Annotated in this window: 18 protein-coding genes; 5 read left to right on the forward strand and 13 right to left on the reverse strand. The window is 44.1% G+C overall.

Going from position 1 to position 24,270, the window contains the following annotated elements:
- Window positions 1-65: 65 nt before the first annotated feature.
- From ABGU93_RS00995 to ABGU93_RS01005, 3 genes are all read right to left on the reverse strand, one after another.
- Window positions 66-689 (reverse strand): DUF47 family protein, encoded by a 624-nt coding sequence (locus ABGU93_RS00995; RefSeq protein WP_347411642.1) that lies wholly within the window; start codon window positions 687-689, stop codon window positions 66-68.
- Between the two features lie 15 nt (window positions 690-704).
- Entirely contained in the window at window positions 705-1,751 is a 1,047-nt protein-coding gene (locus tag ABGU93_RS01000; protein ID WP_347411643.1) for an inorganic phosphate transporter, read from the reverse strand.
- A gap of 148 nt (window positions 1,752-1,899) precedes the next feature.
- A complete protein-coding gene (locus tag ABGU93_RS01005) occupies window positions 1,900-2,472 on the reverse strand; it encodes a hypothetical protein (protein WP_347411644.1) in 573 nt (190 codons plus the stop codon).
- A gap of 616 nt (window positions 2,473-3,088) precedes the next feature.
- On the opposite strand from ABGU93_RS01005, the gene gltB reads away from it, so the two are divergent.
- Window positions 3,089-7,672, forward strand: coding sequence for a glutamate synthase large subunit (gene gltB / locus ABGU93_RS01010; RefSeq protein WP_347411678.1), 4,584 nt, complete (start codon window positions 3,089-3,091; stop codon window positions 7,670-7,672).
- Between the two features lie 17 nt (window positions 7,673-7,689).
- On the forward strand, window positions 7,690-9,165 hold the full coding sequence (locus tag ABGU93_RS01015; protein ID WP_347411645.1) for a glutamate synthase subunit beta: 1,476 nt from the start codon (window positions 7,690-7,692) through the stop codon (window positions 9,163-9,165).
- 79 nt (window positions 9,166-9,244) lie between these two features.
- Here the strand turns inward: ABGU93_RS01015 and ABGU93_RS01020 are convergent, their stop codons facing one another.
- Window positions 9,245-10,180 (reverse strand): chitobiase/beta-hexosaminidase C-terminal domain-containing protein, encoded by a 936-nt coding sequence (locus tag ABGU93_RS01020; protein ID WP_347411646.1) that lies wholly within the window; start codon window positions 10,178-10,180, stop codon window positions 9,245-9,247.
- A gap of 38 nt (window positions 10,181-10,218) precedes the next feature.
- Window positions 10,219-11,265, reverse strand: a complete 1,047-nt coding sequence (locus tag ABGU93_RS01025) for a DUF389 domain-containing protein (RefSeq protein ID WP_347411647.1) — start codon at window positions 11,263-11,265, stop codon at window positions 10,219-10,221.
- 978 nt (window positions 11,266-12,243) lie between these two features.
- On the opposite strand from ABGU93_RS01025, the gene ABGU93_RS01030 reads away from it, so the two are divergent.
- Window positions 12,244-13,026, forward strand: a complete 783-nt coding sequence (locus tag ABGU93_RS01030; RefSeq protein ID WP_347411648.1) for an alpha/beta hydrolase — start codon at window positions 12,244-12,246, stop codon at window positions 13,024-13,026.
- Between the two features lie 197 nt (window positions 13,027-13,223).
- Here ABGU93_RS01030 and ABGU93_RS01035 read toward each other — a convergent pair whose 3' ends face one another.
- The 3 genes from ABGU93_RS01035 to ABGU93_RS01045 all read right to left on the reverse strand — a co-directional run bounded on the left by ABGU93_RS01035 (window position 13,224) and on the right by ABGU93_RS01045 (window position 16,501).
- Window positions 13,224-14,252, reverse strand: a complete 1,029-nt coding sequence (locus tag ABGU93_RS01035) for a 3-deoxy-7-phosphoheptulonate synthase (RefSeq protein ID WP_347411649.1) — start codon at window positions 14,250-14,252, stop codon at window positions 13,224-13,226.
- 112 nt (window positions 14,253-14,364) lie between these two features.
- Window positions 14,365-15,873, reverse strand: a complete 1,509-nt coding sequence (locus tag ABGU93_RS01040) for a GHKL domain-containing protein (protein ID WP_347411650.1) — start codon at window positions 15,871-15,873, stop codon at window positions 14,365-14,367.
- Window positions 15,773-16,501 carry a LytTR family DNA-binding domain-containing protein gene (locus tag ABGU93_RS01045; RefSeq protein WP_347411651.1) on the reverse strand — a complete coding sequence of 243 codons (729 nt, stop codon included), beginning with the start codon at window positions 16,499-16,501 and terminating at the stop codon, window positions 15,773-15,775. The genes ABGU93_RS01040 and ABGU93_RS01045 overlap by 101 nt, the downstream gene beginning before the upstream one ends.
- Window positions 16,502-16,690: 189 nt before the next feature.
- Here ABGU93_RS01045 and ABGU93_RS01050 point away from each other — a divergent pair, with 189 nt between their 5' ends.
- Entirely contained in the window at window positions 16,691-17,101 is a 411-nt protein-coding gene (locus ABGU93_RS01050; protein WP_347411652.1) for a hypothetical protein, read from the forward strand.
- Between the two features lie 102 nt (window positions 17,102-17,203).
- Here the strand turns inward: ABGU93_RS01050 and ABGU93_RS01055 are convergent, their stop codons facing one another.
- From ABGU93_RS01055 to ABGU93_RS01070, 4 genes are all read right to left on the reverse strand, one after another.
- A complete protein-coding gene (locus tag ABGU93_RS01055; RefSeq protein WP_347411653.1) occupies window positions 17,204-18,181 on the reverse strand; it encodes a uroporphyrinogen decarboxylase family protein in 978 nt (325 codons plus the stop codon).
- Between the two features lie 80 nt (window positions 18,182-18,261).
- Window positions 18,262-18,891, reverse strand: a complete 630-nt coding sequence (locus ABGU93_RS01060) for a corrinoid protein (RefSeq protein WP_347411654.1) — start codon at window positions 18,889-18,891, stop codon at window positions 18,262-18,264.
- Between the two features lie 477 nt (window positions 18,892-19,368).
- Entirely contained in the window at window positions 19,369-19,908 is a 540-nt protein-coding gene (locus ABGU93_RS01065; RefSeq protein WP_347411655.1) for a DUF2284 domain-containing protein, read from the reverse strand.
- A gap of 175 nt (window positions 19,909-20,083) precedes the next feature.
- Complete coding sequence (locus ABGU93_RS01070; protein ID WP_347411656.1) at window positions 20,084-21,001, reverse strand: AEC family transporter; 918 nt, start codon at window positions 20,999-21,001, stop codon at window positions 20,084-20,086.
- Window positions 21,002-21,513: 512 nt separating this feature from the next.
- Here ABGU93_RS01070 and ABGU93_RS01075 point away from each other — a divergent pair.
- The gene (locus ABGU93_RS01075; protein ID WP_347411657.1) at window positions 21,514-22,230 is read left to right on the forward strand and encodes a polysaccharide deacetylase family protein; all 717 of its coding nucleotides are present in this window, start codon (window positions 21,514-21,516) and stop codon (window positions 22,228-22,230) included.
- 56 nt (window positions 22,231-22,286) lie between these two features.
- Here the strand turns inward: ABGU93_RS01075 and ABGU93_RS01080 are convergent, their stop codons facing one another.
- Entirely contained in the window at window positions 22,287-24,095 is a 1,809-nt protein-coding gene (locus ABGU93_RS01080) for a PocR ligand-binding domain-containing protein (protein WP_347411658.1), read from the reverse strand.
- Window positions 24,096-24,270 lie beyond the last annotated feature (175 nt).

Below are 24,270 nucleotides of genomic sequence, written 5' to 3' on the forward strand. Positions count from 1 at the left end.
AATAAAAAGAATCCAGCTAACAAAGCTCACTTTTATCGCCAAGAGGTTTTATCGCCAGACTATATTTAACTCAGCCGGACAATGATCCGATGCAGCACATCCACCGTTTCTTCCAGGTTTGTTGACGCATCTTTAATATGATGATAAACCTCCCGTTTTTTTATCGCCGCCATTGGATCGGCCCCGGCAAAGACAAACACCATGCCATCCATATAGAGTTTTTCAATTTCCCGGTGGGTCGCTCTCATTTTAACCACCGCTTCTTCAGACTTACCATGATTCTTTTTCAGATCGCTCACTGCGGCGGCAAAGATATCCACGCCTCTATTTAATTGTTCAACCATATTGATAATAGTATCATTGGCTTTGACATCAAATGTTTTCATCGACACCAGGGTTGATTCGGCATATTTCAATACCCGATTCATCCCCACCGAAATTGAGTAAATATCGCCTCGGTCAAAGGGCGTAATAAAGGCTTCGGTCAGGTTCTTTTCCATCTCCATCCGAATGGCGTCCGCTTCCTTAACACACTGCAATAATGCCTGGCTATCGGTGTCGGTTCCGCTGTTCAACCAATTGTACAGGGCTTCCACTCCGGAGGCGTTGCTTTGCGCCTGCATGAATAACATCTGATGAAAATGGTACTTAATCGGAAAAATCCGGTCAATAATATTCCTTTTTTCCATTATTTCATTCTCCCTCTAAATCACCTTAAAGATAAACATCGCTACGGTATAAATCAACGCTGAAACCAGGGCTGACAGGGGAATCGTAATACACCAGGCAACCAGGATTTCTTTAACAATTCCCCAATGGACCATTTTATATTCATCGCCTGCGCCAACGCCCATAATCCCGCCGACGACCACATGGGTGGTGGAGACCGGTGCGCCCACCAGGGTTGCCCCGAGAATTGCTGTCACCGAGGATAATTGTGAATTTAAACTATGCAGCGGTTTAATGTCAAAAATACCACGCCCCAAAGTCTTCATAATGCTCCAGCCCCCCAGTAGGGTGCCGATAAACATCACCAGACCGCCACTTCCCCGGACCCAAAGCGGTGCTGATTCAATGGCTGTCCCACTCCAGGCCGCCAATGCCAGGGTAAAGATTCCGATAATTTTTTGGGTATCATTGGAGCCGTGGCTGTAAGAAAGACCGGCAACAATGATCCACTGCAACTGGTTAATACGGCGGTTAAGCGAAACCCGGGCATTTCTTAATAATAGTTTTGATGTTTTCTCCAGCAAAAATGCGACTAAGAATCCAATTACGGGTGATAAAAACAGGGCGGCAATGACTTTGGTAATCCCGGTTAGCTCATGGTTTGCGCCGATTAATTCAGACCAGCCCCAAACAATATTGTCAACTCCAGAGGAAACAACCACCGCTCCGATAATACCGCCGATTAATGCGTGGGTGGAACTGGAGGGCAAACCGAGCTTCCAGGTAATTAAATTCCAGAGTGTCGCCCCGGTGATCGCCGCGAAAAGGATGGTTAGTAACGCTGTATCGGTGGGTAAATTTATTAATTCTGAGATCGCATCGGCCACCAGACTACCGCCGAGAACCGATCCTGCCAGTCCAAAAAAAGATGCCACGGCAATGGCCTGTTTAGGGCTGGCGGCACCACAGTTGATAAAGGTAGCCACCACCGAACTGGCATCATGAAGGCCGTTTGTCAAAGCAAAAATAAGTCCGATTAGAATGACTGATACTAAGATGATTGTTGCACTGACCGTTATCATTTTTCAGCTCCTAAATAAAATTTCGTCTCTAGTTGTTTATTTTTCCTACTATATCAGCACCTTGACAAAGATGCAACCAGAACTGCGATTTTCCAAAAAAAAATGTCTCTATCGGCCCGCAGGCAAATTGAGACATTTTGGTTTATTATTAATCAAAAAACATCACGTTGTTTGTGGTTCCATCTGTTAAAAAGACGGCCTGAAGCATCGTGCCATCCTGATTGACCCAGACCCTGATGTAGCTCACCTTGTTATCTTCAAAGGGAATCTGGGTGGCACTGGTTTCGGTACCATCTCCGCCCAAAATGGTTTTTACTTCATCATAGGTGGCTCCATCCGGAATACTTTCTGCCTGTTCCTCGGTCACTGCCTTCGTGGTTAAAAAAGCCAGATCTTCCGTCATCGGATAAAATAAAGTTTTACTCGTGGCCACTCCATTTTCATCAAACAGAACACTCACCCCAAAACTGGTATTATCATTCACATAGGTAAAGCTGTTCTTGAGTTGGGAGCTTTCGGTGGGAATGACTCCCAATTCGGCATCCACCTGTTCCTTGGTTTGGTCCAATTGTACCTTGTCATAAAACTCATAAACGGTATCTCTTGAAACATTAGACGGACCGGCCGTGCTATTGCTGGTGCTACTGCCTCCGCAGCCTGCAAAAATTGCGACCAATCCCATGGTGATCCCCATTACTAACAATAACTTTAACTTATTCATTTATCACCCTCACCTTTCTTGACCAGCCTTGTTTTAATCAGACGCTGCGCCTCTGTGATATTGTGTTTTATTTGATTTACCCCAATATCATCAAACTAATCACTTTATCTTTCTGCCTGATTGATGCCATCACTAACTAAGCGGAACACGAACCCTTCTGTTTCAGGATAAAAGGGTTTTTATCCAAAGAAATCTTAAAAAAACATTAGCTTCTTGGCTACGGATCGTTGCACCCATATCAACGATCCGTGTAACCGAGTACAGGGCTTGACTGTGTGGTTTTGGCATACAACTGAACGCCAATCAAAAACACAAATTGCATTAATTTGCAAAATACATAATGTAAAAACTTTATTTTATTTAATCACAACAAGAAATTTTTGTGGTAATTATCTGTCTTTATAGTATAATTATAAAACTCCATCTTATCTATTACAATAGGGGATTTTTCAATCATAACACTTACTAAGGTTTCTTTCTGTGACGATGGATATATATTATATAGAAGGAACTATAAAATTCTCATATTTAAATAATAAATTCGATTGAATATCCATTCAGTCAATAGGATTCTGTTCATTACAAAAAGATTTTTCTGAGGAAGGTTAAAATGCGTATGAAACACACTAGTTTACCACCAAAGCAGGGACTTTACGATCCTGCTTTTGAACATGATGCCTGTGGTATTGGAGCGATTGTCCATATCAAAGGAAAGAAATCACACGATATTGTCCAACAGGCTTTAACGACTCTTGTTAATTTACAACACCGAGGCGGCCGCGGCTCGGAACAGAATACCGGTGATGGTGCCGGAATTCTAATCCAGATCCCCCACCAGTTTCTGAAAAAAGCTGCTATTAAAGAAGGCTTTACCCTGCCCCAACCGGGCGATTATGGTTTGGGGATGTTATTTATGCCCACCGATGCCGACGAAAGAAGCCAATGTGAAAAAATTCTGGCCGATATTATCGTCGCTGAAGGTCAAACCCTGCTGGGCTGGCGTGATGTTCCGGTTGATCTCTGCGATCTCGGAAAAACCGCCGTTGCAAGCATGCCTTTCCTCAAACAGGTATTTATCCAAAAAGATCCGGCCATTACCGACACCATGGCTTTTGAACGAAAGCTGTATACCATTCGAAAACAGGCCGAAAAGAAAACTAAAAAGCTGGGTCTGTCTTTTTATGCCGCCAGCTTTTCCTCCCGCACCGTTGTTTATAAAGGAATGCTGACCGAAGATCAGGTGGGTGAATTCTATCTGGATCTTCAGGACCCGGATGTAACCACCGCCATCGCCATGGTCCATTCCCGTTTCAGCACCAATACTTTCCCCAGCTGGGAAAGAGCCCACCCCAACCGTTATGTCATCCATAATGGCGAAATCAACACCCTCCGGGGCAATGTCAACTGGATGTATGCCCGCCAGTCCCTGCTCCAAAGCGAACTCTTTGGCAATGAACTGGAAAAAACCTTTCCGGTTGTTGATGTTGACGGCAGTGACTCGTCGATCTTTGATAATGCCTTCGAATTTTTGAGCTTAACCGGACGTTCTCTGGCTCATAGCGCGATGATGATGATTCCAGAGCCCTGGTCCAAACATCAAACCATGAGCCCGGAGAAAAAAGCCTTTTATAATTACCATTCGCGGATGCTGGAACCCTGGGACGGCCCTGCCGCCATCGCTTTCACTGACGGGATCCGTCTGGGTGCGGTTCTTGACCGGAATGGTCTGCGACCTTCCCGTTACTATGTGACCAAAGATGACATGGTTATCTTGTCCTCAGAAGTTGGTGTTTTAGATATTCCCCCTGAAAACATTCTCTGCAAAGAGCGTTTAAAACCGGGTCGGATGCTGATGATCGATACCGAAAAGGGTGAAATCATCAATGATGAAGACCTGAAATATTCGGTGGCTTCCCAGCAGCCTTATGCCAAATGGATTGCCGAACATAATATCACTCTGGATAAATTGCCGGCACCAAAAGTTGAAATAAAAGCCGATAAAGAAAGCCTGGTTCAGCGCCAAAAATCTTTTGGTTATACCTATGAAGATTTAAAGGCCCTGATCATTCCGATGGCTAAAGACGGTGTCGATCCGATTGGTGCCATGGGTAATGATATCCCGCTGGCAGTCTTGTCCGATAAATCTCAGCTCCTGTTTAATTACTTCAAGCAGATGTTTGCCCAGGTAACCAATCCGCCCATTGATGCCCTCCGGGAAGAACTAATCACCGGAACCGAGGTTTATCTTGGTGGCGAAGGCAACCTGATCCAACCATTGCCCGAAAGCTGTCACCAGATCAGTCTCGACATGCCGATTCTCAGCAATGAAGATCTGGAAAAAATCCGCGAACTGGATGATCCGCTGATCAAAACCATTACCCTATCCACCTTGTTTGAAAGCAATACCGGTGGTGATGGTCTGGAAAAAGCTATGGAAGACCTGTTTGTTGCCGCTGACCAAGCCATCGCCGAAGGGCATACCATTATTGTCCTTTCTGATCGTGGTGTTAATGCCAAGATGATGCCAATACCGTCGGCACTGGCGATTGCTGGTCTCCATCATCATTTAATCAACAATCTGACCCGAACCCGAGTCAGTTTAATTGTGGAATCCGGCGAACCCCGGGAAGTCCATCATTTTGCCGTGCTGATCGGTTATGGTGCCACTGCCATTAACCCTTATCTGGCTTTCGAAACCGTGGAAGACCTGATCGAAAAGGGTTTGTTAACCGATGTAAGCTATGAAAAAGCGGTTAAAACCTATATCAAAACCGTCAGCAAGGGCGTTATTAAAGTGCTGTCAAAAATGGGGATTTCAACCATCTTAAGTTATCACGGCGCCCAGATTTTTGAAGCCGTAGGGATTAATTCCGACGTCATCGACAAATACTTTACCCGAACCCCATCCCGTATTGAAGGGATTGGCATTAATGAAATTGCCCGGGAATCGCAAATGCGTCATGATGAAGCCTATTGCAATCCCTTTGCCGACGCCAATACCCTTGAATCTGGCGGCAATTTCCAATGGCGGGCGGATGGTGAATATCACACCTATAATCCCGAAGCCATTTATAAACTACAGACTGCCTGCCGTAACGGTGATTACCAAACCTATCAGGAATATACGGCCCTGATTAACGAACAGAGTCAACGTACCTGCACCTTAAGAGGGATGATGACCTTTAAAGATCGTCAGCCGATTTCGATTGATGAGGTTGAATCGGTCGAAAGTATCTGCACCCGCTTTAAAACCGGGGCCATGTCTTATGGTTCGCTAAGCAGCGAAGCCCATGAAAGTCTGGCCATTGCCATGAACCGCATCGGCGGCAAGAGCAATACCGGTGAAGGCGGCGAGGATCCCGAACGACATATCCCACTGCACAATGGCGATTCCCGTCTCAGTGCGATTAAACAGGTCGCTTCCGGTCGTTTTGGCGTCACCAGCCATTACCTGTCCAGTGCCCAGGAAATTCAGATTAAAATGGCTCAGGGCGCCAAACCCGGTGAAGGCGGTCAGCTGCCGGGACGTAAGGTCTATCCCTGGGTTGCTAAAACACGGTTCTCCACCCCTGGTGTGGGCCTGATTTCACCACCACCTCACCATGATATTTATTCGATTGAGGATTTAGCGGAACTGATCCATGACTTGAAAAATGCCAACCGTGAAGCTAAAATCAATGTCAAACTGGTTTCTGAGGTCGGCGTTGGAACCATCGCTGCCGGTGTCGCCAAAGCTAAAGCGGATGTTATTTTGATCAGTGGTTATGACGGTGGTACCGGAGCTTCGCCCCGAACCAGTATCCGTCATGCCGGTCTGCCCTGGGAACTGGGCCTGGCCGAAACCCACCAGACATTAGTACTTAATAATCTAAGAACCCGAGTAAAAGTTGAAACGGATGGCAAGCTGTTAACCGGTAAAGACTTAGCGGTCGCAACCTTACTGGGAGCTGAAGAATACGGATTCGCCACCGCCCCACTGGTTATTCTTGGTTGCGTCATGATGCGGGTCTGTCATCTGGATACCTGTCCGGTTGGGGTGGCAACACAAAACCCTGAACTGCGTAAGCGATTTACCGGTGATCCCGGACATATTGTCAATTTCATGAAATTTATTGCCCAGGAACTGCGCGAAATCATGGCTGAACTTGGTTTTAGAACCATTGATGAAATGGTTGGCCGTTCCGATAAACTGGAAATGAACAAAGCGATTGACCACTGGAAAACCAAAGGACTGGATTTCTCCAGTATTTTATACCAGCCTGAAGTTCCCGAAGGCGGCGGGTTATACTGTCAAATCGAGCAAAACCATAATATTGAAAAATCCAAGGATTTAACCGAACTCCTGGATCTCTGTCAACCTGCTTTGGACAAGGCTGAAAAAGTGGTCATTGATACCACCATTAAAAATGTCAACCGGGTTGTCGGTACCATCATCGGAAATGAAGTTACCAAACGCTATGGCGAAGCCGGTTTACCGGAAGACACCATCACCCTTAACCTGAAGGGTTCTTCGGGCCAGAGTCTGGGCGCCTTTATTCCCCAGGGGATCACCATTAAACTGGAAGGTGATGCCAACGATTATTTCGGCAAAGGCTTGTCCGGCGGGAAAATGGTCATTTACCCACCGAAAGAAGCGACCTTTGTTCCGGAAGATAACATCATCGTGGGCAATGTGGCCTTCTATGGGGCCACCCAGGGCGAGGCCTATATTCGGGGTGCTGCCGGCGAACGTTTCTGTGTCCGCAACAGCGGGGTTACCGCAGTGGTTGAATCAGTGGGCGATCATGGCTGTGAATATATGACCGGCGGAAAGGTTGTTATCCTGGGTAAAACTGGACGTAACTTTGCCGCAGGGATGTCTGGCGGAATCGCTTATGTGCTGGATCTGGATGAAAAATTCTGTGAATCATGCAATGCTGAAATGGTAGATCTGATTAAAATCACCGATGCTGCCGAACTGGCCGAACTTAAAGCATTAATCACCAAACACCGGGATTATACCAACAGTTCACTGGCCCAGAAAATTCTCGCTGACTTTGATCGCTATGCGAAACTGTTTACCAAGGTTTTACCTCGAGATTACAAACGGATGCTGGATGCCATGGAACGCGTTAAAGCCCAGGGTCTCACCGGCGACGAAGCCTTAATGGCAGCTTTTGATGAAAATAACCGGGATCTGTCCCGGGTAAGCGGAAATTAGAGAGGAGGTAAACAATTATGGGAAAATCAACAGGATTTTTAGAATATAACCGGGAAGTACCCAAGGATCGGGAACCTCTTGAACGCATTAAAGACTGGAAAGAGTTCCATTTAGAACTGACCGAAGAAAAACAACGCCTTCAGGGCGCCCGCTGTATGGATTGCGGCGTGCCTTACTGCCATTCCGGCATGATGATTGCCGGCGGAGCCTCAGGTTGCCCCATTCATAATTTAATTCCGGAATGGAATGATATGATTTACAAGGGTTTATGGAAAGAGGCCCTGGTCCGACTGCTCAACACCAATAATTTCCCCGAATTCACCGGCCGGGTTTGCCCGGCTCCCTGTGAAGGGGCCTGCACCGTCGGACTCAACGAACCCCAGGTAACCATCAAAACCAATGAATGCACGATTATCGACCATGCTTTCAAAGAAGGCTGGATTACCCCCAATCCACCGAAACAACGGACTGATAAAAAAATTGCCGTGGTGGGCTCCGGTCCAGCGGGACTGGCCTGCGCCGCCGAGCTGAACAAAGCCGGCCACAACGTCACCGTCTACGAACGGGCTGACCGGATTGGCGGACTGTTAATGTACGGCATCCCCAACATGAAACTGGATAAAATCGACGTGGTTCAGCGTCGGGTTGACCTGATGACTGCTGAAGGCATCAACTTTGTCACCAGCACCGAGGTCGGCAAAGACTATCCGGCAGCCGCTTTAACAGCGGATTACGACGCCGTGGTCTTATGCGGTGGCGCCACCAAACCCCGGGATCTACCGGTGGAAGGCCGTAATCTTCAGGGTGTTGATTTTGCAATCAACTTTTTGTCAGCCAATACCAAAAGCCTGTTAGACTCCAACCTGACCGATGGTAACTATACATCGGCCAAGGACAAGCATGTGGTTATCATCGGCGGCGGCGACACCGGCACCGACTGTGTTGCCACATCAATCCGTCACGGCTGTAAAAGCGTGCTGCAATTAGAAATTATGCCCAAACCGCCGGCCACCCGGGCTGAAAGTAATCCCTGGCCGGAATGGCCTAAAACCTATAAACTGGATTATGGTCAGGAAGAAGCCGTTGCGCTTTATGGCAGCGATCCCCGCCAATACTGCACCACCACTAAAAAAATAGTCGGTGATGCCAACGGCCACGTCAAAGAAGTGCATACCGTGGAAATTGAATGGCTGGCCGACGAAGCTGGACGGATGACCATGAAAGAAATTCCCGGAACTGAAAAAGTTCTGCCCGCTGACCTGGTTTTGCTGGCGATGGGCTTTCTGGGACCGGATGACCTGTTAGTTGACCAACTGGGTCTGGAACGGGATCCCCGCTCCAATGTCAAAGCCGATTACGGCGTTTACCAGACCAGTGTCGATAACATCTTTGCTGCCGGCGACATCCGTCGCGGCCAAAGCCTGGTTGTCTGGGCCATCAATGAAGGCCGGGAAGCTGCCCGAGCCTGCCACCATTATTTAGCTAGAAAATAGTTTGCTCCTTAACATAGCTAAAACAACCACAAAATCCGCACTGGATCTTGTGGTTGTTTTTTCTTTGCATAATAACTATTTAATTATATGAAGCATACATTCCGTTAATAAAGATGGCATTATCCCCCAATGGATTACAGTCAATTGAAAAACTGTGGGTTCCGGCATCAACAGTCCCGATGGTACCGTTATTTCCCGGCGAAATATTGAAGCTGTAGACATCATCGAAATAATCGCTGCCACCATCAGTGACATTGACTCTTCCACCGCTGAAGGTATAATACAAAACAAACCCGCTGGAATCCCGGACCTTCCAGGTGCCATTGATATTACTCTCAAATTGAGCCCGTTCATCAGCGTTCGTTGCCGCCGTGGTTGTGGTTTGGGTGGTTGCCTGCTGAGGAATCGCAATAGTGTAGGTAGCGGTTTTTACGCTGCTCTGATTGCCTTTTTTATCAATCGCGATGCTTTTAAGCGTCGTATTGGTCTGCAAGACAATGGGGTTCTCATATTTAGCTGACTGGGCCGTTGGATCGCTTCCATCAATGGTATAATAAATCTGTACCGCTTCGCCGGCTGGTTTATTTATTTCCACTTTCTGCTCAGTGGTATATGATCCTTCATTTAATGAATAGACCGGTAATTCTAAGGCGGCCGCATTGGTTTCACTCTGAACCGCTGCTCCCGATTTTCCTGCAAGACTAATGTTCTGACTGAGCCACCAGAAGGCTATGCCAGCGATTAATATGATCACTCCCAATACGATTGAAATAATGATAATTGGCATCCGGGATGATTTTATCTGTCCCTGATTTTGGGGTAACGGCTCCGGGGTTTGTCTTTGATCATCAAATTGCTGATTCACAGGGTTTCCAACTAATTTTTGCTGATCTTCCGGTTGGATCGTTTCATTGAAATTCACCACCGTTTCGGTATCAAAACCACAGTTTCCGCAAAATCTTTCGCCAGCCTCAATTTTCGTCCCGCACTTGGGACAAAATCTCAATTCACTCATACTTTTCCTCCTTTAATCCGGGGATTAGGTGATTGTTTTTACACAATCACAATCTCACTATCTTGAATCCCAGCGTTGTTCACTTTTTCAAAATAGTTGAAAAGGCTGGTTCTAATATCCTGAACCACCTCCAGACTGTAGTCTTCCAGTCCGTAAGCAGCCATATTCGCTTTCATCATTGCGATCTGCTCCGGGGCATAAACCTCCCCTATCAGATCCAATCGAAGATTTTTATTATTCGGGTCAACGGTTGCTCTCATCGCGGTAGTTGTCGATGAATCGACTTCCGTGTTCACAAATGATTCAACCTTACTGGTCAGATTATTGTCCATAATCGAATTGACCGACACATAGATTGCTGAAACCGCTGCTGGAATGGTGATCAAAATCATCCCGATAATGATCCCCCGCTTTAAAATTTTATTAAAGCGCTCTTTAACAACCGCTGCCTGTTTGAGTTGTAGCAGTTTGCAAAAGGCAAAGGTTGCCAGCATGATAAAAAAAGCATTGATCAAGAATAAATACGCGGCCGGGAAAATATAATCCGGGTTGCTGTTGGCAATTCCATAACCAACAGTACACATTGGTGGCATCAATGCCGTCGCGATCGCTACGCCGGGAATAACATTGGTTTTTTCTTTTCTAGTCACCCCAATAACCCCAGCCACTCCACCAAAAAAGGCAATCAGCATGTCAAAAAAGGAAGGGCCGGTTCTGGCCATTAATTCACTGGTAGCCTCATGAATAGGGGTCAGGGAAAAATAAATGGAAGCGCCAATCAGGGCAATGATAATCTGAATCATAAAATTAAGGGCGGCATTTCGCAACAGTAACCCGTCGTAGGTTGCCAGGCTATAACCCATGGCAATTATCGGATTCATCAACGGGGATATCAGCATGGCCCCAATGATGACCGCCGTTGAATTGGTATTCAGGCCAACCGAAGCCACAATAATGGCACAAAAAAGAATAATCAGAGGCGCCCCTTTCAGCTTGACCCCGGATACGATGCTTTCGTGGATGGCATCGGCATCCATTTGATCAGATCGGATGTCGAACAAACCATTTTTTAGATAATCAATCATGCTAAATCTCCTCCACCTCTTGCTTATTGTCTTTTTCTACCCCATTTAACCATTAAACTAACCCCACTTTTTAATGATTATAGCAAAGTAATCGTCCGGATTCCATGCATTTTGAGTGCCTCTTTTTATTTTAAAGCCCCTTCCGACACAAAAAATGCTGAAAGCCGATTCCACAATTATTTCTGTAGAATCGGCCTCAGCTTACAATCTCAGTTGTCATTTTTTGGGACTCACCCCTTTCTGTTTTTCAAAAATCTTCCTATTCGCTTTTCCACTGTAAATACTTCACTTGTTTTGGGGATTACCTTACTTTCTATTTTCGCTTCTATTACCCTTTTGGCAACTAGCTCATTGAGTTTTTATAAGTGAAATAAATTTCTGAACAATCTGTTCTTTCGTCCAAATTTCTCCCTTTGTTTCTCTGAATTTCAATTGAAAATCATCTTCTCTTCTCACATCGATTACCTATCCTTGATCTATTATTTTTATTATGACCACAGTTAATTTTATGTGGGGTATCATAATGTGAATACCGATCGCCAATAAATCTGATTGCGATTAACAATGTACTTACCAATTCTCATGGTGTTGAGAATTTTTCCATCGTAGAGTCTATGACCGATAAAATCAACTCCTCGAAGCTTATCTCTGATTTTTTATTATCAGCAGATAATTTTCTCCTAAATCTTATCATTCAGTCAAGTGTTTATTTACTTTTCAATGATCCTGTCATTCAATTGGAAAAGGATTGGTTGATCCTTGATTTAGTTATATTGTATCATCTTTTTCCCATAAGTAAATAGCTACATTGTAAACGTTTGTAACTCTTTTGTAAATAAGCAATCCGGCTTTATGATGCGGTTTCTAAACCAGGACAAAAATCTATTTTTTCAAATATTTATAGCAAGTGGCTAATAAATTCCTTCTTTGTGGGTATTAAACTTATACACTTATATTTCCTTAAAGAGAGGTGTTTTTATGGTAAGAGTTGAAGACATCGATATGAGTTACCGTATTTACGGAGACGGGTATCCTCTGCTTTTAATAATGGGTTATGGTGGTACCATGAACCTTTGGGAGGAACGGTTGCTTCGTTCCCTGGCCAAAAAATACAAGGTCATTGTTTTTGATAATCGCGGTATGGGCGAAACCAGTTCTGGTCATAAGGATTTTACGATTGAACAATTCGCTGAAGACACCTATGAATTCATGCTTGCCTTAAAGATCGAAAAAGCTCATGTTCTGGGTTGGTCCATGGGTGCTTCAATTGCCCAGGAATTAGCCTTAAGACATCCTGAAATCATCAACAAGCTGATCCTCTACGCTTCTCTTTGCCATCCAGAAATTTTTCCGCCCGAGCCGAAGGTACTTTCCCGACTTGAAAACACCCTGGGAATCCCTTCTGACAAAGCTTATGAGTGGTTACGGCTTATTTTCCCATCAGCGTGGATAAAAAACAATCAGGATCGGATTCGGGAAATATTCTATCGGCCGCTGGGGACCATGAATCCCGATGCGATCCGCAAACAGGCAGAAGCCATCAATAAATGGGAGGGTTCCTGTAATCGAATCCCCTTTCTCCAACACGAAACCCTGGTTATCGACGGAAACGACGATCTGATTCTGCCCTCCGAAAATTCCGCTTATCTGGCCAGTAAGCTGCCCAACTCCAAACTCGTTTTAATTGCCGAAGCAGGACATGGTTTAATGTTTCAAAACCCGGATAAATTCAATTTAATAATCAATCTGTTTCTGGACTGACCAATTGAGAATTGGTTCCCTCAGTTTTGTAAATTCACAGTGATGCTGTTCGATTATAGATGATTCTTTCAACAGACAACGTGAGGCTGGTTCCTATACTTAATAGGAACCAGCCTCATTAAAATTCCGCTATTTCATTTTCAATCATATCATTTTTACTAAAGATCTAACCGAAATCCATTATTGTTACTGTCTTTTTATACTTTCTCGGCAATGGTACGAATCAGTTCTTCCGATGCCTTCCAGCCCAAACAGGAATCAGTGATAGATTTTCCATAAACCCCGCCATCAACCGGCTGATTGCCTTCTTCAATGTAGCTTTCGATCATCAGACCCTTGACGTATTTTTTTAAGTCCGCATCATAATGGCGATTGCGCAGAATTTCCCGGGCGATTCGGGGCTGTTCGCCAAAACGCTTGTTGGAATTGGCATGATTCAAGTCGATGATAATGGCCGGACAGGCAAAATCCCGTTTTTCATAAAGTTTAATCAGATGCATGATATCCTCATAATGATAATTTGGATAATTACGGCCATGCTGATCAACCGAACCGCGCATGATCGCATGGGTCAGAGGATTTCCCGAGGTTTTCACTTCCCAGCCCCGATAGATAAAGGTATGACCGGCCTGGGCGGCCTGAATGGAATTCAGCATGACGGTAATATCGCCGCTGGTGGGGTTTTTCATGCCGACTGGGATTTCCAGTCCGGAGACGGTTAACCGATGCTTCTGGTTTTCCACCGATCGGGCCCCAATGGCCACATAGCTCAACAGATCTTCCAGATAAGCATAATTTTCCGGATACAGCATTTCATCAGCACAGGATAAGCCCGTTTCTTCAATGGAACGGATATGCAATTGGCGAATGGCTTTGATCCCCTCGACCATGTTGGCTTTTTTGTTGGCATCGGGCTGGTGGAGCATCCCCTTATAGCCTTCGCCGGTGGTTCGCGGTTTATTGGTATAAATGCGCGGAATGATGACAATTTTATCTTCCACTTCTTTTTGAATCACACTTAAACGGTTCACATAGTCAATTACCGCGGTTTCATTATCGGCCGAGCAGGGACCGATAATTAGTATAAAACGATCATCTTTGCCTTCAAAAATATCTCTGATCATCTGATCCCGTTGCGTTTTTATTTTTTTGCCGGCCTCAGACAGCGGCATCAACTTAAAAATCTCACTGGGTGACGGAATTTCCTGGATCAACTCAAAACTCATTTGTTACTCCCTCTAAAACTATTTTTTGCCATATCTATCACCGATCTGGTTTTTATTAGCCATTACATCCTGGCTGTTAAATCGGCATTTTTCTTTGTATTTATTATAGAGATTAATGTTCCAGCTGACAAGACTTATTATTGATTCCCAACTCATCTCGTTGAGTTGGGAATGCTCCTACCTTTTTATGACTTTTATTAGCCAATACAACCGAAACCCGGAATATCTCATCATCCTGTTGAAAACGTGCCTCGCCATCATACTTCTGCGCGATGGCCTTCACCGAAATGATGCCGATGCCCGCTTGTTCATCTCTTTTTTGGGAAAGGTAGACGCCATTTTTTAATCGGATTTCGCCACTACAGCGATTGTCTACCGCAATATACAACTTGTTACCGATAAACCGGGAGCTCAGTTTAATAAATTTTTCCCCCACTGCGATACGCCGACAGGCTTCCAGGGCATTTTCCAGGATATTTCCAAAAACTACGCATAAATCCGTTTCATCGATTTCCAAATCATGGGGCACCATCGTCTCAATGGTAAAAGCAATGCCTTCCTGCTTACAGATATTGGCATAATAGCCCAAGATAGCGTTGACAGCATCGTTACCACAGTGCAGAATGTCCGCAATATTCAAGCGGTTTCCCAGCAGTTCGGAAACATAGCTTTCGACCTTTTCCCCGTTCTGCTGTTGGATCAATCCCAGCACGGTGTTTAAATGATGCCTCAGGTCGTGTTCGCCTTTGCGGGTCTCTTCAATACACTCGCCAAATTTTTTATAATATTCCAACTGAAACAACAGCTGCTGTTTGATGACCTGATTGCTTTCGGCCAGAATAATATTTTTTTCTGATTGTTCCAGCATTTCGATGACCACATAATAAATCAGGTAGAATCCTAAAAAAGAGACCAGATTAAAGATTAAAAACTGCCATTGAGCAATCAGATTGGCATTCATAGCGCCAAATGCCAAACTGATAATGTAGTAGACCAGCGGGATAATCCACAGGTATCCCCAGGCTTTGTTATGGGTTTGCATGACATGGGCGATTTTTTTCCTGAAAAAAATCCATATCAGTGGATAGGTCATCATCAAAACCAGACATTGAAACAGGTTAAAGTAAAATGAAAAAGATGTCTGGACATAAACCCGGTGTAATCCATAGGTCAGGTAGGAAACCTCAAAGAACTTGGCCATGTTGACAATAAAATCAGCATAACTTTTGACCAGAAAAGCGATAAACAGGAGTTTTGATGGGGTTCCTCGAACCACAGCCGTATATACCCCAACATACAGCAACAGAAAAAAAACACTGTGAAAAAAACGTAGACTGTTCCACTCTGGCACCATTTCAATGATCAGGATCACTGAAACAATATTCAGGAGCATACACAGGGTTCCCACGGTGATCACAGTCTTTTTTGAATAGCGAAGCTGGTTCCAGACCGGAATAAAGGCCAGAATAAAATAGGGAACGATCGAAAGACCAATTCCCCAGACAATGTTCAGGTTACTGCTAAGCACCAGCTTCACCCCTGACTTTTGTAAAAACATAGTCCAGATACTGCTGTCGGACGGCAACACTGTTACTTCTGGGAATCCCAACTGTGTCGCCATTTTTCATAATAAAATCGGCATTGGTATAATCCTCGACAAAATTCATATTAACGATGCTGCAACGATGACAACGCAAAAAAGGCGGGCCACCCAGTCGTTTTTCCAGCTCAGCCAAGGGCAGATACGTGTTTATTTCGGCATTGATGGTATGAATCACCGAAATCTTATTGAAAACCTCAACGTAGATAATATCCTTCAAACGCACGGAGACTTCCAGTTTCCCAACAGGAAGTCGAATCGCTTTCATATCCTCTGTCAGCGTTGCCAGGCACCGATTCAATGCTTCAACTATTTTTTCTTCGGCAATTGGTTTGATAATATAGTGCTGCGCTTTTAACTCAAATCCTTCGATGGCAAAATCTCTGCTTGAAGTAATAAATACAATTTGGCAGTCCTCACCCAAACTCCGAAGTTTTTTGCCAATTTCAAGGCCATTGTCGTTTTCTAAATAAATATCCAAAAAGACGATATTGAAGGCTCCCGGTTGGTAATGTTTCCAAAAATCTGCCGCGGTCGAAAAAAAAGAGAGCTCGAAATCGCAACAATTGATGGATTCGTATTTTTTTACGAAACTACTGATTTTATCCTGGTGCTCCTGTTCGTCTTCACAAACTGCTATATAAACCACGCTGTCCTCCATTTGACTATTGATTTATTGACGTTTTTTTTTAATTTTATCATATTGAATCCCGCTTCACAATTTATTTGCAACTTTTTCATTCGCGAAATGATATTTTTGTTCGTGAATTTGAATTGCCCCCCTGATTATTTGTTGTTATGATTGTATTAACATGAATATATTTAAGAGGTGAAAAGAATGAAAAAAATGAAATTATTCAGTGTGTTAATGGTTTTTGCTTTGTCGGTATTTATTTTTGCCGGCTGTGGCGGTTCATCTGCGTCAGATGATTCTTCATCAGCTGATGAAGGTACCGTTTATTCCCAGGATTTCACGGTCGTAAATGAAACCGGGATTGAAGTCTACGCTCTCTATGTTTCCCCAACAGGCGAAGCAAGCTGGGGTGATGATATCTTAACCACCGATACCCTGCCAACCGGAAGCTCCACCGATATTGTCTTCGACACTGAAGTTGAAGAACAATACTGGGATCTGATGATTGCCGACTCGGCTGGTACCACCATCGAATGGTCGAATATTGATTTATTCGCGGTATCGGAAATCACGCTAAAAATCGAGAACGGCCAACCAACTGCCACATTTAAGTAAAAAAAATTACGAGAGACATTAAAACCGCTGGGAATTTTCTCCCAGCGGTTTTATATTTCTCGCATTTTTAAATAGTCTGATTTATCTAGTAGCTTTGCTTAACTAGAACATCAACTTGCTCATTTTATCAATGGCTTCGTCGTTTGATTCATAAACACCTGGGAAACAGCCAAAATTTAAGCCATGGCTGGCCCCGGGAATAAAGTAAAGCTTGCCACAACGTTCGCAGGCTTCTTTTGTTTTTTCAAAAATAATTTCTGGAGTCCAGCCCGGGAAGTCAATAACACCACTGTCGATATCGCCCATAAAGGAAATTTGTCCGCCATATTTTTTGATCAGTTCTGGTACATTGTTGGTTGTCATAACCCCCTGCCAGATATCAATGCCCATTTCAATCATCGCCGGAACCAGGTTGGCGGCATAGGAGTCACTATGGTGTACGATCAGTTCAACGCCGTTTTCCTTATAAAAGCCGTATATTTTTTTATAAGCAGGGACGAAGAATTCAGCAAACATTTCTGGCGAAACGAAGGAAGAACGCTGGCTACCCCAGTCATCATGATGGAAAATACAATCCGGATGAAGACGGCTGATCATTTCTTTGGCATAAGCCAGTTCATATTCAACCAGATAGTCTATCAGATCATGCATATCTTCCGGTTCTTCATATAAAGCCATTAAAGCATCTTCCATGCTCATCAGATGATGGGTCATTTCAAAGATTCCTGGTGCTACAAAGGCGGTGGCAAATTCTTCATTACGATCGATGGCATTGGCGTGGGCAACCGCTGCCGCCCAGGCTTCGTCTGATGTTTCCACCGCTGGCGCTTTAACCTGATTGCGCCAGTCAGTGATGTCTTTTAAAACCTTATGTTCGTCGTCATGAATCGGGAAACCGCCCAGTTGACCTTCCGGCCAGGTAAAAGTAATGCCCCAGCCATTTTTAATGGTCTGGCCCGGTCCGCACATTGCCCCGATTGGCGCTTCCATGATGATATTCATAAACTCATATTGTTTTACAAATCGATCGGGATTTCCACCTTTGATGGTTTCCAGCAAATTCTGTCTTTTTGTTAACATTTTTATACCTCCTGAATTTTTTTGTAATGATGAAAGTGCCATACATTTGGCAAGTTTTATCTTAAAATTAAGCGTTAACGCTATGCAATAACCAGTTCTTTAGCTTTGACTGCAGCACTGCCGGCATCCGGTGCGTATCCGTCAGCGCCAACTTCAGCTGCGTATTCCGGGGTTACCGGCGCACCGCCAACAATAACTTTTAAATCCGGATAAGCCGTTTTAATGGTTTGAACGGCTTCTTTTAAGGCGGGCATGGTAGTGGTCAACAGCCCCGAACAGGCCACCAGTTTGACATTGGTGTTATCTTTAACCGCCTTAACAAAGGTATCGGCAGGGACATCAACGCCGAGGTCAACCATATCAAAACCGGCGCTTTCAATCATCATTGAAACCAGATTCTTGCCAATATCATGGAGATCGCCAGCCACCGTACCGATGACGCAGGTGCCCAAAGAAGCGGATCCATCGCCGGCCATCAATGGTTTTAAGACTTCCACGCCTTTAGACATGGCTTTGGCAGCAATCAGCATTTCCGGTACAAAAATGTCGCCGGATGAGAATTTATCCCCCACTACGCCCATGGAATCGACCATCGCCTGCAGAATTTCGCCTGGCGCGCTGCCGGCATCCAGGGCTTCCTGTACCAGTCCGGGGACCAGTTTTGACTTTCCGGCTTCAACCTTTGCTTTGACTTCTTCAATTTTTGACATGTTTTTCCTCCTGTTTAATATCCAATTTATTCGTGATACCAGACGATATCAGTTGCATTAACGATCCCACGTGTGTGCGTGTAACCACTAATTTTCCAGTTGATTCAGGGAAATTCTCTGATAGAGCCCAGTTTATTGGGATCCAAAACGAATAGCCGCGGCCATATTGACAGCGATTACATTTAAGTGCCTATCGGGTTTTCGCCTAAATTCTCTAATCCCGTCGTTTATCTTTTCTTTGACTTAAACAAATTTTAAATCAATTTAAAGTTTATGTCAACCTTTATTTATAAAAAAGTTATTTTTTACTAATTAGTAATATCAATCTCTTTACCGATATTCATCGTTCCTCATAATAACCGGCTTTCAAGCAAAAAAACTGATCCTGACCAACTTTTTTTGTCGGTCAGGATCAGGCAGTTTTGGAGACTTTTCAGATATGTTTGATGCCGTTTTTAAACCCGTTATTCAATTATCTTAATTAAATAAAACACAACCAACATAGGTCAGGGTGTTCGGTCCGTAGTAATATTCAATGTTATTTAATTTACACAGATCACTGACCAATATCCCGAAGGCTTCCATGGATGAAAATGCCTTCTCGGGAAAGCGACAGGCTTCATCTGGATAGGTGCATTTTTTGCATAGTGAACAACAGCCATCGCCCAATGGTAACATGTCGGCTTTCATTTCAAACATGGTATTAACCAGCCGATCAAAGCTGGCGTTATGTTTTTCTTTGACTTCTTCCATCCCTTCAAAATCAAAACTGTCCTCCAATTCGCCGGTGGTTTGAACAATCACCCCGTATTTGTATTTTTTGACTTTTTCTCCGCATTCATCCAAAGTTCCGCAACCCGGCGGACAGGCCCAATTGGTATCATAAATCTGACACTTGTTGTCGGCACACATTTGTCGCACTGCCGGATTTAAATCAACGGTGGAAACTTCAAGCTCCGCTGCTCTCGTAAACCCGCTTTTGTTTGCCAGATCCAATACGTCTGCTAATTCGATCATTTCAATTTCTCCGTTTTCTGTGAGAATTTTTAGTTCCCACTAAATTATTAACTATTCTAGCACATCTTTTTGCATAAATATAGCCTTTTCTCATTCAATGATAAGGTCAATCGTACTTAGCTGGATTTAAATATAAACTATGCTCGACTGGTTTCCATAATATGATAGCGACTGTTCACACCAGCAGATAACTGATTATGGGAATGGTGACCACCGAAGCCAGGGTCGTAATAAATACCCCTTTTGTCGCCAGGGCAACATTATTCTCATAGCGGTTGGCAAAAAGAACTGAGGATGTAGCCACCGGCATCGCAATAATCACAATGACAATTCCCAATAAATAAGGGTTTGCAATCACATTTTTTAAAATCACCCAGGCCAATAAGGGCAGTACAATCTGTTTGATAATCACATAGGGGTAAAGCCTGATCTCGGTAAAAACACTCTTAACTGGAATCCCTGACAAGGCGATGCCAATGACAATCATGGCCAGCGGCGTGGTCGTGTCGCCGACGGTTTTTAGCGTGTCGTTGAGCAGCTCCGGCAATTTAAGATGGGCGGAAAACATGATAACAGCCGCAATTGAAGACATCATTCCCGGCGATAAAAACTTTTTTAAATCCAGCGCTTTTCTGCCGTCCTTTGACATCAGCATAATCCCAAGGGTAAAGTTACTGACATTAAAAATCAAATTGAAGATTGTGGCATAAAAAATAGCGCCTTCACCAAAAATCGATGCAATCACCGGAAAACCCATAAAGCCGACATTGGACCAGATCGTCATATACATGTATAAATGGCGGTCTTCTTTTTTTACCATGAGTATTCTCGCAATAAAATAGGCAATGAACGGCATCACCACATAAAAAAGGATTGAGATGATAAACATCATTATGACATCTAAATTATTGGTATCCGCAGGCATGGTTGCCACCGAAGCCAGCATCATACATGGCAGGGTAATGCTTAAAATAAAGTTTGAAAGTTGCGATCCAAAATTCGGACTGACAACCTTTTTCTTGGCGGCAATATATCCTAATGCCAGAATCAAAAACAGCTCCAGCATCTGGCTGACTACTAATTTAATGTCCATAAGCCTTCTCCTTTAAATAAAACTAGGCTATCATAAGCAGGGTTTAAATTCAACCCTGTTCTTAGTTAGACGCTTAAATCTGCAACCGTTTTTAGTCATCCGGCTGACTGCCACCGTCCTTGGCTATATCGCAATTCCAATCATTCTTGAGTAACAAAGTATTTTTAATTTTTTTTTTAAAAACGAGAAATAAATTACACATTTGTATGATTTTCTGCTACAATCAATTTTAGACGGGTCAGCATGGACGATGCTGGACCTTAGATCTGATTTGTGAAAAATTCGAGGTAAAAATGAGAAAGAAAGCCACCCCCAAATTAAGAATAAAAAACTTGCCCCGTTTCCTGACATTTTCTGCAATGAGTCTTTTTCTTATTGTCATGATTATCATGTCTATGTTTTTTTTAATGAATAAAATGGCTGAAATTTTCAATACTCAAAAACAAATCCTCCAGACATCTTCGTCTGCAAATTCGTCTGCATCTAATGCACCCAAAACAGAAGCAGTCACAGTGAATAATACCAACAATCAGAGTGCCAAAACCGCTACCGCGCCTCAAGCGGATGATGCGGATCCCCTGGCTGATATAAAGTCCCGACTACGCAGTGGCGACACAGCCGGAATCAAGGTTGTCTTTCTGACCTTTGATGATGGCCCCAGTGAAAATACTGGCGAGCTTCTCGATATGCTAAACGAATATAATGCCAAAGGCACTTTTTTTACCACCCTTCACGACAATGACAATGCCAAAGCCATGTATCGGCGGATTGTGGATGAAGGTCATACCCTGGCCAATCATACCTGCAGCCACGACTACAGTCTCTATAATAATCCCGAAGCCTTTTTTGCCGACGTTAACGAACTGGATCAGTTCCAAAAAACAGTAACTGGTCAAACCGAAACCAGCCACGTCTTCCGTTTCCCTGGTGGTTCAACAAACTCCAATGAAGCCTGTGTTCAGGGAATGGTAAGCCGGGGCTGGAATTACAGTGACTGGAATGTTTCTTCCGGCGATGGCTGTTCCGATCCACCGTCAAGTGACGTCATTGCCCAGATGATTATTGAAGGCTGTCGGGAACACGATGTTTCAGTCGTTTTATCACATGCTGAACTCAAAGACTCCAGTCGTGAAGCGATGCCGATTGTGATCGAAACGCTGCAGCAAGAAGGTTATACCTTCTTGAATATGGAATCCGACTATACTTATCCCCGTCATTTAGAGGTTTAAAACTGAGTGATCAAAAATTTTCGACCTTAAAAACCACCGTTTTCACGGTGGTTTTGTTATTTTTGCCGGGCTCTTATCGCGGCGCTTTCATATTGTTTGTGACGATACATATTATCTTCAGCCCGTTTAAAAATTTCTTCAATGTCATCAGCTTCTTTTTTCTTGGTTTCATATCCAAAAGAAATGGAAACCGCCATTCCGCCGACCTTTTCCACGGCTACCAATTTCTTGATCCGCTGAATGATTTCTGCTGCTACCTTACTCTCAGTCTTTGGTAAGATCACAATGAATTCATCACCGCCAAGCCTGGCGACAATGTCGTCTTTGCGACATACCTGATTGATAATCCGGGCGGTTTTAATCAGCAGCTCATCGCCCATCAGATGTCCCAGGGTGTCATTGATCAGTTTTAATCCATTGACATCGCCCAATAAAAGAGTTAATGGCAGGTTTTCCTTTTTGTCCAGCATTGCCAGCTCCTGTTCATAATAGCGGCGGTTATACAGACCTGTTAAATAGTCGTGGTAACTGAGATATAGAATTTCCTTCTCAATTCGCCGCTTCTCATTGATAAAACGGGCTTGCAACAGATTCTGAAAGGCCAGATTCGACAGCTGATTGGCAATTGTATACAGCAGCTTGGCTATTTTTTCAAAGCGCTGAAAAGACATTTGCGGGACATCGGCGAATGCTTGCAAGGCTTCGGTTTCATCAGCACCAATCTCCCGGGCATAGGCTGTCAGTTGATCGACCTTCATATTTTCATCTCTGACCTGGCCAATCAGCCAGTTGGCCACATGCTTGCCACCAACGGTGATGGCCGCTCCGGCATCCCACAAACCCCCACTTAAACAGCTTTTGATGATCGGTCCCTCGGCCGAATAGGCGCCGATGACAGCATCCGACTTGTAACAATTTTCACAGCCTTTTTCGGTCTCTCGGATGATCGTTTCGCACAGTCTGGTAAAGTTAGAGGTTCTGGTAATCGGCGAGCCATCAGTATGAGTGATCACCGAAGCGACTCCCGTTGCATCGGAAAATTCATCCTGCAGTTTTTGTATCGTATCGATATCAATCAATTCCGTGAAATCAATATCACCGGCATCTTCCAGGGGCCTGGTCAACTCCAGCATTCGTTTTTCCAGTCGTTGCTCCAACTTTTTGCGATCGGTAATATCCCTGGCAGCCCCAAAAACCAGCTTTCCCTGGAGCCAGGAATTCCATTCAATCCAGTGATAGCTGCCATCTTTGGCCCGATAGCGATTGATGAAACTAACCACCGGCTGTTGCTCTCTGAGATGATACATGACCTCCCGGGTGGCAATAACATCCTCCGGGTGAACTAAATCCAGGTAGCGGGTCTGGGTCAATTCTTCATCCGTATAGCCCAATACTTCTTCCCAGGCCTTATTCGTTTTAATGAAATTCCCCTCCATATCCGCAATACATAAAAAATCCGGATTCAATTCAAAAAAATTGTTCAATTCTTCCAGTTGCATTTTTTCTTTGGAAACATCAACAAAATGAGTGGTAAAAAAGCCTTGGGCTGGCGAATAAACAGTAACCCGGCACCAGATATTCAGAGCCCCCGCAAATTGTTCAAATTCTTTCTCTCCGCCATTTAAAGCAATATCACCATAAAAAGCAATCCAGTCAAAGGCATCATTGATTATTTCCGGCAGAACCTGCGTGATCCGCTTCCCGATAATATCTGTGCCAATCAGACCAGTCAGTTTTTCAAAAGCCGGATTGACTTCGATGAATTCGTAATCACAGGGGTTCCCTTTCTCATCACAGACAATTTTATGAAAAGCATACCCGACCGGGGAGTGTTCAACTACTGCTTGATAAAAATTATCATTCATGGGTTTGCCCCCTTTCCGTTTTATTGTCTATCTTTTTTATGTATACCCTTTCGATTGAAAAAAATGTATCGTTTATTAAATAATATCAATATCATATTTCAGTATCGGAAAATTTTATCTGACATGCCTCAATCTTTTTTTAGATCATAAAAAGGGGATCTATCCGGTTATGGAT

The organism is Acetobacterium sp., assembly GCF_039830195.1.
GTDB lineage: Bacteria > Bacillota > Clostridia > Eubacteriales > Eubacteriaceae > Acetobacterium.

Bases quoted from the DNA above. Each gene is read 5' to 3' on its own strand.
- ABGU93_RS00995 (WP_347411642.1), bottom strand. From the start codon at position 689: ATGGAAAAAAGGAATATTATTGACCGGATTTTTCCGATTAAGTACCAT.
- ABGU93_RS01000 (WP_347411643.1), bottom strand. From the start codon at position 1,751: ATGATAACGGTCAGTGCAACAATCATCTTAGTATCAGTCATTCTAATC.
- ABGU93_RS01005 (WP_347411644.1), bottom strand. From the start codon at position 2,472: ATGAATAAGTTAAAGTTATTGTTAGTAATGGGGATCACCATGGGATTG.
- gltB (WP_347411678.1), top strand. From the start codon at position 3,089: ATGAAACACACTAGTTTACCACCAAAGCAGGGACTTTACGATCCTGCT.
- ABGU93_RS01015 (WP_347411645.1), top strand. From the start codon at position 7,690: ATGGGAAAATCAACAGGATTTTTAGAATATAACCGGGAAGTACCCAAG.
- ABGU93_RS01020 (WP_347411646.1), bottom strand. From the start codon at position 10,180: ATGAGTGAATTGAGATTTTGTCCCAAGTGCGGGACGAAAATTGAGGCT.
- ABGU93_RS01025 (WP_347411647.1), bottom strand. From the start codon at position 11,265: ATGATTGATTATCTAAAAAATGGTTTGTTCGACATCCGATCTGATCAA.
- ABGU93_RS01030 (WP_347411648.1), top strand. From the start codon at position 12,244: ATGGTAAGAGTTGAAGACATCGATATGAGTTACCGTATTTACGGAGAC.
- ABGU93_RS01035 (WP_347411649.1), bottom strand. From the start codon at position 14,252: ATGAGTTTTGAGTTGATCCAGGAAATTCCGTCACCCAGTGAGATTTTT.
- ABGU93_RS01040 (WP_347411650.1), bottom strand. From the start codon at position 15,873: ATGGCGACACAGTTGGGATTCCCAGAAGTAACAGTGTTGCCGTCCGAC.
- ABGU93_RS01050 (WP_347411652.1), top strand. From the start codon at position 16,691: ATGAAAAAAATGAAATTATTCAGTGTGTTAATGGTTTTTGCTTTGTCG.
- ABGU93_RS01055 (WP_347411653.1), bottom strand. From the start codon at position 18,181: ATGTTAACAAAAAGACAGAATTTGCTGGAAACCATCAAAGGTGGAAAT.
- ABGU93_RS01060 (WP_347411654.1), bottom strand. From the start codon at position 18,891: ATGTCAAAAATTGAAGAAGTCAAAGCAAAGGTTGAAGCCGGAAAGTCA.
- ABGU93_RS01065 (WP_347411655.1), bottom strand. From the start codon at position 19,908: ATGATCGAATTAGCAGACGTATTGGATCTGGCAAACAAAAGCGGGTTT.
- ABGU93_RS01070 (WP_347411656.1), bottom strand. From the start codon at position 21,001: ATGGACATTAAATTAGTAGTCAGCCAGATGCTGGAGCTGTTTTTGATT.
- ABGU93_RS01080 (WP_347411658.1), bottom strand. From the start codon at position 24,095: ATGAATGATAATTTTTATCAAGCAGTAGTTGAACACTCCCCGGTCGGG.